At 55.3% G+C, this 14,026-nt stretch carries 12 protein-coding genes; 5 read left to right on the top strand and 7 right to left on the bottom strand.

The genetic code is table 11. The features are described 5' to 3' along the window. Nucleotides 1-402: 402 nt before the first annotated feature. The 7 genes from art_RS21840 to art_RS16995 all read right to left on the bottom strand — a co-directional run bounded on the left by art_RS21840 (nt 403) and on the right by art_RS16995 (nt 8,926). A complete protein-coding gene (locus art_RS21840) occupies nt 403-1,395 on the bottom strand; it encodes a hydroxyacid dehydrogenase (protein ID WP_038466768.1) in 993 nt (330 codons plus the stop codon). Between the two features lie 64 nt (nt 1,396-1,459). Next, nucleotides 1,460-3,115: an extracellular solute-binding protein gene (locus art_RS17020; protein ID WP_038466766.1), complete on the bottom strand. Its 1,656-nt coding sequence runs from the start codon at nt 3,113-3,115 to the stop codon at nt 1,460-1,462. A 28-nt stretch (nt 3,116-3,143) separates the two neighbouring features. Continuing rightward, nucleotides 3,144-4,061 (bottom strand): carbohydrate ABC transporter permease, encoded by a 918-nt coding sequence (locus tag art_RS17015; protein WP_253901398.1) that lies wholly within the window; start codon nt 4,059-4,061, stop codon nt 3,144-3,146. Next, a complete protein-coding gene (locus art_RS22555) occupies nt 4,058-4,273 on the bottom strand; it encodes a hypothetical protein (protein ID WP_216699559.1) in 216 nt (71 codons plus the stop codon). The genes art_RS17015 and art_RS22555 overlap by 4 nt, the downstream gene beginning before the upstream one ends. Before the next feature lie 33 nt (nt 4,274-4,306). Then, entirely contained in the window at nt 4,307-6,574 is a 2,268-nt protein-coding gene (locus art_RS17005; RefSeq protein ID WP_157875223.1) for a putative transposase, read from the bottom strand. Nucleotides 6,575-6,697: 123 nt separating this feature from the next. Beyond that, on the bottom strand, nt 6,698-7,405 hold the full coding sequence (locus art_RS17000) for an ABC transporter permease subunit (protein ID WP_216699558.1): 708 nt from the start codon (nt 7,403-7,405) through the stop codon (nt 6,698-6,700). Nucleotides 7,406-7,771: 366 nt separating this feature from the next. Beyond that, on the bottom strand, nt 7,772-8,926 hold the full coding sequence (locus art_RS16995) for a substrate-binding domain-containing protein (RefSeq protein ID WP_253901397.1): 1,155 nt from the start codon (nt 8,924-8,926) through the stop codon (nt 7,772-7,774). A 100-nt stretch (nt 8,927-9,026) separates the two neighbouring features. Between art_RS16995 and art_RS16990 the strand changes: the two genes are divergently transcribed. The 5 genes from art_RS16990 (at nt 9,027) to art_RS16975 (ending at nt 13,986) form a co-directional block, all read left to right on the top strand. Then, nucleotides 9,027-10,388 (top strand): sulfatase-like hydrolase/transferase, encoded by a 1,362-nt coding sequence (locus tag art_RS16990; RefSeq protein WP_038466757.1) that lies wholly within the window; start codon nt 9,027-9,029, stop codon nt 10,386-10,388. Beyond that, the gene (locus art_RS21830) at nt 10,385-11,806 is read left to right on the top strand and encodes a sulfatase-like hydrolase/transferase (RefSeq protein WP_082000381.1); all 1,422 of its coding nucleotides are present in this window, start codon (nt 10,385-10,387) and stop codon (nt 11,804-11,806) included. Before art_RS16990 ends, art_RS21830 begins: the two co-directional genes overlap by 4 nt. Before the next feature lie 204 nt (nt 11,807-12,010). Beyond that, a complete protein-coding gene (locus tag art_RS16985) occupies nt 12,011-12,301 on the top strand; it encodes a transposase (RefSeq protein ID WP_038466754.1) in 291 nt (96 codons plus the stop codon). Next, nucleotides 12,256-13,194, top strand: coding sequence for an IS3 family transposase (locus tag art_RS16980; RefSeq protein WP_157875448.1), 939 nt, complete (start codon nt 12,256-12,258; stop codon nt 13,192-13,194). The genes art_RS16985 and art_RS16980 overlap by 46 nt, the downstream gene beginning before the upstream one ends. Before the next feature lie 81 nt (nt 13,195-13,275). Further along, complete coding sequence (locus tag art_RS16975; protein WP_216699557.1) at nt 13,276-13,986, top strand: hypothetical protein; 711 nt, start codon at nt 13,276-13,278, stop codon at nt 13,984-13,986. Nucleotides 13,987-14,026: the final 40 nt, after the last annotated feature.

Raw genomic sequence — 14,026 nt, 5'->3', positions numbered from 1 at the left:
GTGCTGTAAATTTTCGTACGGTGGCGAGTGTCAGGCCAGTGTGGGCACTGGCGGGAGTTTCCTAGCTATGTGATTCGAGACTTGTGTTATGCCTTGTCAGGGCCTGACTTAAGTTTCCGGGAGTGTATGACCTGACTTTTCCTTGCTGCTCCGAAGTTCAGTTTGGGACGAAAGTAACCAAAGTCGTGACATCTGGAAGACATCTCGGCAGTGTTCTACCGACAGCATGGGAGTCAGGCGTCCCATTCCGGCCATTCGCGCCCCACAGCATAGGTGTAACAGAGCCCGAATCGCACTACTGGGTCATATATTTTTGTTCCGTATTGGGGCCTCGTTCGGGCCAGAATCATGCGACTTTTTCCCGGCCGTCCGAACGAAATCAAAACAGCCGGGAATCTCCCGCTAGGCGCTGAGCAGCAGGCCGTCTGGCGTCAGTTCATGATGCAACGGTTCACCATTGGTTAGTCGCTCAATTTCAGCAGCAACCAGAGCGCCCATCAGGCCTACTTCGGACCCCAGGCTGCCAGCAATATGGGGCGTAACTACTACATTCGGTAATACAAAGAACGGGTGGCCGCTCGGGAGTGGCTCGGGGTTCGTGACATCAAGAACAGCAAAGACGTCGGGACGTTTGACAAGCGTGCTGACTAGTTCATCAGTCGGGACAAGCGCACCCCGCGCAGTGTTGATCAACGTTGCACCAATCGGCATCAATTCCAGAAGCGACGCACCATACATGTTCCGAGTGCTTTCAAGCAGAGGTGTATGAATACTTACAACGTCTGACCGTGAGAACAATTCCTCTATCCCCACAAGTTGCACACCGAGTTCCGCAGCATCGTCCGGTGAAATATAGGGGTCATACGCAATTACCTCAACTTCTAGTGGCTTAAGCTTCCTGACCACTTCTCGCCCAATGAGCCCAAGACTTGCAATTCCAACCGTGGCACCCGTAACGCCGCGTGTCCCCGTCGAAAATGTCGGTTTCTGAAGTGCACGAGACTGCAGCACCTTTCGCCAACCACCCTTGAGTGCATACTGAACCTGCCCCGCAGTGAAATCGGCGACGGGGATAGCGTTCGCCGCTGCAGCTGTGACGACTCTGATACCTCGGTCCCATGCTGCTTGGCTCATAATCGGCCGAGGCGAGCCTGCCGCATGCATTACAAAGCGTAATTTTGGCAAACTCTTGAGTGCTTCTTCATCGAGATATGGTGCTCCCCATCCGGTAATCAGAACCTCTACAAGCGAATTGTCGGCCTGAAGTCGTGGATCAGTTCGCTCATGTGTCATCTCAAGACGGGCTGAGATTCGATCTCGAACATTCTGTGGAAAAACAGCATCAAAATGCTGCTCACCAATCGCATAAGCACCAATGAGCCGGGACGGTCCCAATGATTTTTTCCTTTCGGTACGGAACCTGGTGGACCCAACAACTATTGGGCCCACCAACATTCGGTTACTTTGCGTCAGCAGCGATGGCAGCTTCTAGTTTCTTGCGAAGCTCGTCACCGCCACCGTTCCGCCAAGTATTTGCCAGTTCATCCACATGATCGACGGGCTTGCGACCCGTAATCACGGCGGTGATGCCGGACGTGATCTGGTCATCCAATGAGGCCATTCGCGGCACAGTGATCGGCCAGTATTGCCCCGCGGGGTCGCTCACGCCAATAGGAGCAATGGCGACCTGGAATTCGAACTGGCGCTTGAGGCTATCGTCGATGGGGACGGGAGAGAAGAGCGACTGAGGACCATTGGCCAGGCGGTCAATGCTTACACCCTTCTCCGCACTGCCCTTCTTCGTTAGCGTTGGAACGCCGTTTTCGACCTCAAACGTGCTGCCTTCAACGCCGAAGGCAATATTAAAGTTCTCCTGGCTACCGAAGGGCGCACACAGATAATCCAAAATGCGCAGCAGCTCTTTTACACGTTCCTTGTCTTCGGTCTTCTTCAGTGAAGTCACAGAGAACAGAGGTCGGCTGGTCAGCTGAGTTCCGTCGCCACCATTTGCACCGAAGTTCTTCATCGCGTCAATGTCAATATCCGGGTGCCCGCTGGCAATAGTGGACCAGCGTGGGAAACCCTCACTAAACGTCATGATATTTCCGGAGACGAACAGGGCCTGGGCATTTGCCGTCTGCTGATTGGCGCTGTCGGGATGCCAGTAGCCACCTTCCCAGAGCTTCCTCCTGAACGCGACCGATTCTTTGAACTCCTCGGTTTCAATGTCTCGAATGAGAGACCCATTGGATTCATGTCGCCAGCCGTTGGGCACTCCGAACATCCCAGCAAAGTTGTCGTCGCACCATCCGCCAGCGGCACCCGACAGAGCGTACCTATTCGCTTTTGGATCGGTGACTGCCTTGCACATTTCTTCAAATTCTGCTGCATTTGCCGGGTTGTAGTTGACACCGAGTTTGTCGAATATGTCCTTACGCACCAGAAACGGCCGGCCGATGGTGGGTCGCTGGGCCGGAATTCCGATGATCTTCCCATCGACTCGACAGTACTTCCACGTGTCTGTGTCGATGTTTGCAAGATTCGGGTAGTCCTTGATCGCATCACCTGACAGGAATTCGCTCAGGTCTTGGAAGATCGACTTGTACATCTCTTGGACACGCGGGAGACCAAGAAACACTGGTATGGACACCATGTCTGGAATATCGCTGCCAGCCATTGTCGCTGCAAACTTTGCCGAGAAGTCGTTTGCTGCCGCGAGTACGGGCTGAAAATCAATATTGAGCTCTTTGTTGATGAACTGCCAATAGGAGTTCTGAGCCAGAGCCGCTGGCGGCTGCGAGTAGGTCATGACCAGTGCCGTCACCGACTTGCCAGTTCCGACAGCGCCCTTGACGGTGGTAATTTTCTCTGCGGGGTAGCGGAGATAGGTATTCTGCACTTGCGGATTTGGCGCTTCCAAGTCCGGCTTCGGAATTGCTTGAGCCACGTAGGTGGGCAACGCCACCATAGAGGACGGTCCGGCCAGGGTCGACGGTGACGGCGCGCCGCACGCTGATAGAAGTGGGCCGCCCAGGGCTACGGCCCCGAGACCAAAGGCGGCTCCCTTGATGAATGAACGCCGACCGAGCGGAACTTCATTGATGTTCTTAGTCATTCTATTATTCCTTTCGAGAAATACTTACTTAACCCTTTACCGCACCCGTCAAAACACCCTTACTTAGGTGACGCTGAAGGAACGGATACACGGCAACAATTGGGACAACTGCGATAACAACAACCGCCATTTGCACTGACTGCATTGGTGGCAGCGCCATCATGGTGTCGGACACTAGCGGTGTTGCTTGCAAAACGTACGTTCGGAGAACTAGTTGTAACGGCCACATGGTGGAGTCGTTCAGATAGAGCATTGAGGAGAAAAATGCGTTCCAATAACTTACTGCATAAAACAATCCAATTACTGCTATCACACCCTTTGACAGTGGCATAACGATCTGAAATAGGGTACGCCACTCACTTGCACCGTCGATTCGGGCTGCCTCCAAAAGCTCTTTTGGAATATTCATGAAGAATCCACGAACTATGACCAAGTTGAAAGCATTAACCGCAACGGGCAAAATCAAGGCCCAGTAATTGTTCAGCAGACCAAGTTGCTTGACCATTAGGTACAAGGGGATAATTCCGGGCGCAAACAGAAAGGTGAGCAAAACGATGGTTAGGAGAGGTTTCTGAAAGAGTGATCCCGTCCTGCTCAGTCCGTATGCAGCCAATACGGTCGTCAGCAAACTGATCGCTGTTCCGGTTAGTGTCACGCCTGCGCTAACAAGTAGCGCCCTAGTGACTACTCCACCGTTGAATATCTGGTCATATGCCTGGAATGATACGTCTGTTGGAAATATTACAAATCCACCGTTAGCGTCAAGCGCTTCCTGCGTTGCAATTGAGGTCGAAACGACAACGAGGAAGGGAAATAGAACCAATACGCACAGTATTAAGAAGGCAACTCCGCGAAGCGTCGATCCCCAAATCGTAGGCCGGCCCGCCCACGCAGGACGCGCCTCGGATGCAATCCGAAGTTTTTTTGAAAGTGTTTGCTGCATCATTTCGAATAGATTCCTTGTTCTCCTAGTAGATGGGCCGCTTTATTAGCCATCAATATGAGGACCAAACCCACGACGCCCTTTACCAGGCCAGCTGCTGCGCCAACACCCCAGTCACCGTCAACGACTCCATGAAAATAGACGAACGTATCCAGCACTTCTGCTGCGGCCGGGCCTACACCGTCGCGCTGCAGAAGAACTTGTTCGAATCCCACCGTCAACGAGTCCAGGACTCCTGACATCACGATTTAATTGATAAGAGCCGGGGTCTTGGTTTTGATGGCGTATTTGAGGATCAGGTTGCTGCCGGGGTAGCGGGTTTCGGCGGCGGTCAGGTGGTTGCAGAGTTCGGCGGCGGCCGCAGTTTTCGCTGTGGTCGGTAGCGGGTCCAAGGTGATGGTCAGGTATCCGGGCTCGGTGGTGTTGATGTCGCCACTCTGATGGAACATCTGGCGCATGAGGGCGTGGGCTTCCTGGTTCGCGCGACGGTAGCCGGTGTTGGTGCGGATCTCCCGGGCGATCGTCATCGCGGTGTTGTAGGCGGCCATCCGGATGCCGGTGTGGATCATCTTCACCTCGGTATCCAGGACTTGCTGGCCGGGGTTCAGGTCGCCGAGGCGGATCTTCGCCGGGATTCCCTGATGAATCTTTTCAGCAGCAGCCAAGGCATTTTCTGCTTCCCATACTGGTGCCATGACGTGGTTGTGCATGGCGCTGGTCACCGTGACTTCATCCGTGCCCTGGGCCGGGGTTTTCAGGGCCAGCAGGTTCAGATCGGCCACGGCTGCTGCTTCTGCGTGGTGGCGCCGGGCGGCAACAACTTTTTGGTAGGCGCGGGCCTTCGCTGGTTCCGGCACCATCCGGTCCTCGTTGTCATCGCTTGAACGGTAGGAGTCATGGGAGTCGAGCTCGAAGTGCATGCGGGCGTAGCGGAACTGGTTTTCCTGCCGCCACCTGTTCCCCATCCGATACACGACCTCCCCGGCAGGAAGGTCTTTGTCTGTGGTCAGGATATGGATTTGCCGGGTGCCGCCACCGGTGGTGGCCACGATGCGGCTGATCTGGCGGATGTTGAACACTTCCCCAGTTTTCTTGGTGGTGTTCAGGGGCAGGTCAACGAGCGTGTCAGCGACCGACCAGGACCGTGTCTGGCCGTGTTCATCGGTATGGGTGACCTCTTTGAAGAGGTCTTCCTTGATGTCTTCGGTGGTGCCTTTGTGCCAGGTCAGCACATCAAAACCAGCCGCATCCATGTGTTTGAACAGTGCCGGTGACCAGCCGCCACGGTCAAAACCAACCAGCACCCGGCGGTCGTCCCCGACAGTTGTGCGCAGTTCCGGCAGCAGGTCGCGTAGTTCGGCGGCCAGGGACGCACCCGGTGCGGCCATGACAACGAACACGGGGGCGCCGTTCGCGTCGGTGACCCAGGTTTCCTCGGTCGCCGGGACCGGGAACTTCAACCTCGTGGAGTAGAGCCGCCCGATCTTTTTCGTGCCCTGATAGGCGCGCACATGCCCGTCAACGTAGAGGATCGCTGCCAGGTCCTCACCACCAGGACCGGTGCCGGCCAGATGGTGTTTGGCCAAGGCGGCGATCATTTCCTGGGCCTTGCCGCTCTCGGCGAGTTGGCCGATCCGACGGCGGATGGTTTTCACTTCAGGTGCCCGATCCAAACCCAACACCCGCCCCAGCTCTTCCGGGTCAAAACGGGTGGAGCCCTCTGCACGGGCTTCCCCAGCCAATGCCCGCAGCACACTATCGATCAGGACGGTTTCGAGGCCGTAGAACCCATTCGGCAACGCCCCGTAAACCTCCTTCGCGCAGGCGAGCAGGCCGGTGGTTTCCAGGGCGGGGAACGCCAGAAACAGCCCGGCGTGACGGATATGTGCGGCCGGGGCAAACACCGGAGCAGCGCACTCGAGCATGCTGGCAGCGGCTCGCTCGGCCGTGCGGGGTGCCGAGGCCGGCAAGATCGGTAGTTCCCGCTGTTGCGCAACAGCGGGTGCTGGTTCTAGGGGCTCAGGGTTACCCGCGGCGGCTATGTCCGCAGCGTCAGTAGTGGCTTGTTCCGCAGCGATTTTCAGGGCCCGGCGGACGCTGAACTCAGAGACGCCTACCGCGTTGCCGACGGCCTGCTGGGACAGGCCCGTGCTGCGCAGTTCCACGATCCGGGTGATGACAGCGCCGGTGAGTAGGGAAGCTTTCTTTGGCCCCTTCTTTTCCGGCACTAAAGCGATGATGCCGCCATCAGCCAGCAACTGCTTCCATAACCACACCGTTGACGGGGTGACATCAAAGACGGCGGCGATCTCACCGACTCCGGCGGCCTTCATCGCCGCTAGTTTCACCGCTGCCCAGCGGCGGCCGGCTTCGTCCCCCGCGTCCCAGGAAAACGAAGTTTGGCCGTGAAGAAAAACCGTGCCACCACCATCGGCGTCCCTCACCAGTTCCCCGGCCAGACCCAGCGGCACAGCATCCAGAACCATCGCCACAGGAAGAGGAGGTTGAGCAGTCATAACACTCATCATTTCACCCTTCCAAGAGACACTGTTTCTTGGATCTATTATATCGAAGAGTGGGCAAAATTAACAGGCTTTCACCAAGGGAAATCCCGAAAAATCAACGAACTCGCAAACCCGTCACCCGAGCGTGTCCGGAGTCCTGGAGTCACCCAGACGAAGAATGAGTAGCAATACGATGATGGGCCGAATACCAGGCAGAGTCACATGCCAGAAACGATGCCATGTCCCCGCGCCATCGATGGCCGCAGACTCGTACAGCGATTCATCAATGGAAGCCAGGGCAGCGATAAAGATGATCGTTCCCCATCCAGCATCCTTCCAAATAATCTGGGACGTCAGAAGCAATTTAAATATATCCGGATTCGTCAAGACATCCAGTCCAGGTGCATCATTCTGGATAAGAACCTGACTGATTGCGCCACTTCCGCCCAAGATTTGCTGGAAGAATGCCACTACAATTACCCAGGAAAGGAAATGAGGAAGGTAAATTACTGACTGCAAAAATCGCCGCACAACTGGAATAGCTAGGCTGTTTATATACAGTGCCAGTGCGATCGGCACCGGAAAGTAAAGTAACAACTGAAGGACTGTGAGTTGCAATGTATTTGAAACTGCATTCCAAAACGCCGGATTCGCGAACAACTTTTCAAAGTTTGCCAAACCAATCAGGGGCGACTGCTCAATCGGAATGAACGGTACGTAATCCATAAACGCGATAATGTTGCCGAGTAGTGGAAGGTAAACAAACGCAAGCAACAGCACCACAGCAGGCAATACCATAATGAGCAGTGAACGGTCCCGGCGGAACTTGGCTCCGAACGCCACGCGCCTTGGTTTATCGGGTCGTTCCGCTCGGGATCCCTCGGAGACAGCGACGGTCTTGTCGCCTCGAGTCACCAACAGAGTCATAAGAATGTCCAATCACTAGCAAGTGAGCCAAGTCTCACATCCACAAGTTTCACAAGTCAACACAAGTTGTAGATAATGAACATTATTTAACATTGCTGGACATGTAGCCGGGCGTGGCCGCACCAGTGCTTCCTGCACCACGGCGTACGTTCCGCTCGGGATCCGCGCCGTCGTTGGTGCCGACTCGTTTTCCTTTAGCTAGGCACAAGCTCGCTAAGCCAGCAGCCTTAGACGTGTGAGCAGAGCACCGTTCCAGCATCGCTAGGCGGAACTTGGGTACGTCTAGATTGACGGACGCACGGGCCCAGTCGACTCCCTGACTGTGAGGATCGGAGATAAATTGATCCTCTGAAAAGCTGCTGTGGTCAAGCTAGATGACCCAGACATCCTAGCGAAACAAGTCCTGACGGCCTGAACGCCAACATCAAACTTTGGTGGCGCGACTGCGGTCAATGGCACTTCGGCCAGCGCAGCGACTTCGTCATCGTAAGAGACGATAGACATGGCCGCAGGAACGTCGATACCCCGCTCAAGTACAACATTCGTCAGCTGAATAGCCGCTTCATCATTGACGACAATCATGGCCGTAGCGCCCCCCGAAAGACAATTTTCAACGATCTTAGGGAGCATCTCGTGGCGTATATCCGGATCTTCGTGAAGCTGGGGAAGGCCCATGATCATGGCCTCGTTGACCGGCATGGAGCTTCGTGACAATGCCTTCCGATAGCCCATTGCTACGGCGGGAGCAGTTGGATTGCCCTCATGCATCAACAAGGCAATACGTTGATGACCCAGAGAGATCAAATGGTTCACCGCGATCTCGGCCCCCCTGACGTGATCGCTTCGTACGGCCTCGAGGTTACCTTCCTCGTGAACTTCATCAATGGACCGCTCAACGATCACAACCGGAACTTCAGCACTCGACAGGAGTTCCATAATCTCCTGGCCATCCAGAACCGCCGAACTGGGAGTTACCAGGAGTCCATTCACTCCGACATTGAGCAAACGCTTCACCTGGCGATACTCATCCGCGGCCGAGTAGTTGGACACTGCAAGTACCAGCCGCACACCAAGTTGAGCTGCAGCAGCTTCGGCGCCCCTAATAATGCCCGAAAAATAGTAGCCAGATTGCGGAACTAACATACCGATCGTTGCTGCGCCGTTTCCAGCCGTCCACAACTGGTTGGCGACACTCTTGGCGTCTGGTGCCAGGAGGGGAATCGCGCCACCATGAACTCTTTCCAAGATCCCCTTGGCTGCTAGTTCATCCAAGTCCCGCCGAACGGTCATCCCCGAGAACCCCACACGCTCCGCGAAATCCGCGATGGTGAGTGAACCATGCGTCGCAAGTTCCTTGAGAATGAGCTCATGTCTCTCAGTTGGTAGCATGTGGTCGATCTCCCTAAGTATTGTTACTTTTTGTTCATTACCAGCCATTCTAACTAAAATTTACATAGTGTTGTATCTGGCATACGGTCGATCGTCCAGCTGACGACCGTCCTACCTACGTTCACTGAAGAATGATGGAGGTTCCACGGTGAGCCCTAAAGGCAAAGCTCCGAACATCTTGTTCCTGATGAGCGATGAACATAGGCCAGACATCGCTGGCTTTCTCGGAAATCAGCTTGTTCGCACCCCGGTATTGGACGATCTGGCCAGCACCGCCACAGTGTTTGATAACGCGTATACACCCTCGCCCATATGTATCCCCGCGCGCCAATCGATCGCCGCAGGAAAATTCCCTAGGTCGCTTGGAGTGGAGCATTTCGGCCAAGATCTAGAGCCGGGTTACCTGACTTTTGCACGTACATTCAGCCAACACGGCTATCAAACAGTGGCCTGCGGCAAGTTACATCACTTAGGCCAAGACCAAATGCAAGGGTGGCGTCGGCGCATTGGCGCTGAGCAAGAAGTGGGTTCATCGTTCATCGGTGATCGGGATGATAGGGATTTCTCACGATTCGTCTCTCCCGGCGTCCACAAATGGTCCATGATCGACGAGATCAAGAATTCTGGTCTCAAAGAAAACACGTGGGGACTTGATGATGCCCTCGCAGTGGAGGGGGCCTTGGTCTTTATCGATCGATTCTTTCAAGATGAGGCCTATGGTCGGGCCACACCTGATGTGCCACTCCTCCTGAAGGTCAGTCTAAACGAGCCACATTATCCATTTGCCACCAGTCGCCGCGAGCTGTTTGAGTACTACTACGACCGTGTGCCGCTCTTTACCGACCAAGAATTTTTTGATCATCCTTTCCTCGGTGGCAATTTCCGTGCGCGTCCGGGGCATGAGGTCAGCGAGTCCGAAGCCCGAAGTGCCACTGCCGCCTACTATTCGATGATCGAGAATGTCGACGAGAGATTCGGTCGAATAATTGCAGCACTGGAAGACGTAGGACAGAACCTGGACGACTGGATTATTGTCTACACGTCTGACCACGGTGAAATGCTGGGTGAACACGGGGTGTGGGAGAAACAAAAGTTCTTTGAGGCCAGCGTTCGCGTGCCGCTGTTCATCAGGGCACCAGGTCGTTTACCAACAGGTCGCGTCAATGAAAACGTCAACCTCTGCGATCTTTTTGCGACACTGTGCGAGCTAGCAGATATCCCAATCCCGGGTGGGCTCGAGAGCCGACCCCTTACATCGCTCTTTGACGCATCTAGCTCTTGGGACAATGAGTCAGTCTCTCAATTTGCTGGTTCAAATCTCATGATCAAGCGTGACGCGCTGAAGTATCAGTACTACGAGGACGACAATAGCGAAATACTTTTTGACCTGATCGCGGACCCCACCGAAAGCAGCAACAGGATAAACATGCCTGGGTACGTCGAGGCAGTCAATAACTTCCGCAGTCGACGTCGCCAATTGGGTTTTGGAATGAGCGAAGGATCAGCATGACATTGATAGGCAAAGATACCCGTCCTCGGTTGAACTTCCTCGTGGTCCTGACCGACGATCAAGGTCGCTGGGCAGTGCCCTGGCGAATGCCAGAACTAGTGATGCCACATCTGGACACGCTCTTGAAGGAGAGCCTGGAACTGGATGAGTTCTATTGCGCGTCACCTGTCTGCTCTCCCGCACGCGCATCACTCATCACAGGTCGGATGCCATCAGCTCATGGCATTCACGACTGGCTCGTCGGGGAGGCCTCCCCGGATGCCTACCCAGATAGATACCTGGAAGGTCAACCAACAACCCCCGAACTGCTGGACAATGCAGGCTACGAGTGCATGATGAGCGGTAAATGGCATGTAGGGCATTCCCAACGGGCTGCGCCGGGATTTTCTAGTTGGTATGCCCACCGCCATGGCGGCGGACCCTACTTCAATGCGCCTATATGGCAGGGTGGCGAACCCGAGATCGAAGAACGTTACTTAACCCACGCAATAACAGACAATGCCGTAACTTTTCTCCAGCAACGAGATGCTTCACGACCCTTCTATTTGCAAGTGAACTACACGGCGCCTCACGACCCATGGATTGACAATCACCCACAGGAGTATCTAGACCATTACGCTGACACGGATTTTCCGTCTGTTCCGAGGGAGGAACGACATCCTTGGACAAATCCACGTAAACGCGATTTTGCAGCAGCATTCGCCGACCCTGCCCCGCACATAGCCGGCTACTGCGCATCCCTGACTGCTGTAGACGAAGGTCTCGGATTAATTCGTGCAGAGCTGGAACGGCAAGGTACTTGGGAAAACACAGTAGTTTTGTTCACCTCAGACAACGGCTTCTCGTGCGGACACCACGGGATCTGGGGGAAGGGCAATGGGACTTTTCCCTTGAATTTTTGGGACAACTCAGTGCGTGTTCCTGCCCTCGTAAAAGTTCCGGGAGGAGCAACAGGCGTTAGCGGCGATTTGATAAGCGCCGCGTCGTGGCACGCTACGGTTTGCGAACTCGCCGGTGTAGAGGCACCGCATGATGAGTGGGCCGTCAGCAAATCGTTCGCCGAACTCCTACGTGGTGGCGTACCGCACAAATCCGCAGAGACCGTGACAGTTTTGGCGGAGTATGGACAAGGTCGCATGATCACAGATGGGCAATGGAAACTCGTCATAAGAGCCGAGGGCCCCTGCGAGCTCTACGACCGACAGACCGATCCCAGCGAGCAAGAAAATCGATACGACCTCCCATCAGCCAGAGGTGTCAGGAATGAGCTTACGGGCGCCCTGAGCGATTGGTTTGCTCAACATGAACGCGCAAGCTACTCCGCCTATACCAGGGGCGTTACTGGGTTTGGCCAAATCCACCCGCTTTCCCGTGGTCGCAACGACACCGGAACATATATGCAACCACCACAGGCTTAAGAATGCACGTCCATTTCTTATAGGGCTCAGAATCATGAGAAGTTCTTATCAAACCGTTGATCTTCCCAACGTACCGAAGAATTCGTTCGAGAATTTATCAAGTTTCGGTCCAAGCATCGCGGCTCTTAGACCGCGCGCATGGCTGAAATCTGATGTACTGAGGTGCTCTAATGATGTGAGACAGTTCCTGAAAGGATTGTTCCCATGTCTTCTCGACCAACCTATCCTGATGAGTTCAAGGCCGACGCTGTTGCGTTAGCAGATTCTTCTGGCCGCCCGCTAGCGCTGGTGGCGGCTGAACTCGGCATCTCCCTGACCGCTCTCAAACGCTGGGTCAAGCTCTCCCGTGACAGTCAAGAAGGGGGCCGCCGGAAGCATGATGACCCGGTAGATCCCGCTAAATACAAGGCCATGGAGGCCCGGCTGCGTGAAGTGGAGCGGGAAAATGAATTCCTAAAAAAAGTTTCCGCGTTCTTCGCCAAAGAGCAACGGTAGATGACACCTACCGCTTTGTTCAGCAGCAGGAGAACGCTGGAGAGAAAGTCGCGTGGATGTGCCGGCAACTGGATGTGCCCAGGTCCTCGTACTACCGCTGGCGAGATGCCACCGATACGCCCACAACCATCCGCCACCGGGAGCTGACCGATCAAGTGAAGACTATGTTCGATTCCTCCGATGGGATCTTTGGCCACCGCATGGTTCACACGAAACTAGCGGCTGACGGAGTCGAGGTCTCCGTGGGAACCGTGGCCACGATCATGGCTGAAAACGGGTGGCAGGCCAGGCGGATGCGCGCCTTCAAACGCACCACCATCCCCTGCGATCCGGACGCAGTGTTCAAGGATCTCATCGGCCGTGACTTCACCGCAGATACCCCTGGCATCCGCCTCGTCGGAGACATCACGTATCTGCGCACCGGTGAGGGCTGGCTGTATCTGGCCACCGTCATCGACCTGTGCACCCGCATGATCGTTGGCTGGGCCATGGCGGACCACATGCGCGCTTCACTGTGCGTCAAGGCACTGGAAATGGCCAGAGACAATGGCCATCTGCAAGCCAGAGCAATTTTTCATTCCGACCATGGAACGCAATACACCTCCAGTGAAATGGGCACATGGTGCACCGGAAATAACATCCGCCAGTCCATGGGAGCCAAAGGCGTGTGCTGGGACAATGCCGTGGCTGAATCAGCGTTCTCCTCCCTTAAGAACGAGTTCTACCACCACTACAGCTTCGACACCCGCCAGGACGCCAGACGGGCCACCATGCGCTATATCGAGGCCTTCTACAACCGGTGGAGACCACACACCCACAACAACGGCCTGCCACCAGCAACAGCCATGGCCAACTTCAACACCCCAAACCAGCTACAACTCGCTGCTGCCTAACCCAAAAGAAACTAACCAACTGTCTCAGATTCTTGACACACCTCAGTACTGAGCTGCCTATAAACCCAGTCGGCTCTGGACATGATGCTGTACGCCACTGACAAGAACGCCGCCGCCGGGGCGACCGATGCACTTATTGAACTCCTTGACCGTCCAGAGGACCTAGACGTTCGCGCTGTGGAACGCTCCTTCGGACAGCTACTCACCCGCTTCCGGACCGGATTCCGAGCCGGTGGGAGTCAGAAAATGTTCACAGAGCTGTGCGCGCTCGTGTTGGCGCGCAAGTTTTCGGTCCCTTCTCAGATTGGGGCAGCCTTCCGGGCGCTGGCCGCCGTCGAAGGCATCTTGCTAATCATTGACCCCGGCATGGACTTGGTGACCGCGGCCCGCGCAGAGCGTAGCCGTCTTGTCTCAGATAAAATCAGCGTCGGACGTCTCAAGGACCAGTTCGAGCAACGCATGATGGCCCTGCTGCCAATGCTTGCTCGGGTGCCGCGCCGGATCAAGAAAACCAGTGAGGACTTAGAACACGGGCGGTTCTCGATGAATGTGCGCCTGCTGGCGCGCCCGGCAGTCCGCCGCTACCTCACGGGGTTCTTCCAACAGCTCATCGTTGCTATATTGGCCGGGGCGGCAGCGGTGGGAGCCATCATGCTCATCGACAATAACGAGGGGCCCTTGTTGACCGGCGAGATTCATCTCTACGCTGTTTTCGGTTTCGCTCTGCCCTTTGGTGGATTTGTGCTCGGCATGTGTGCTCTAAGGTTGGTCTTCAAACCCGATGACCGATAAGTGAAACGACGGTACGAATCCAGAGACGCTAGGCTTTTGC

Source organism: Arthrobacter sp. PAMC 25486, from assembly GCF_000785535.1.
Taxonomy (GTDB): Bacteria; Actinomycetota; Actinomycetes; order Actinomycetales; family Micrococcaceae; genus Specibacter.
Note: the sequence above shows the minus strand (reverse complement) of the source record. Positions and strands in the feature narration are given on the sequence as shown.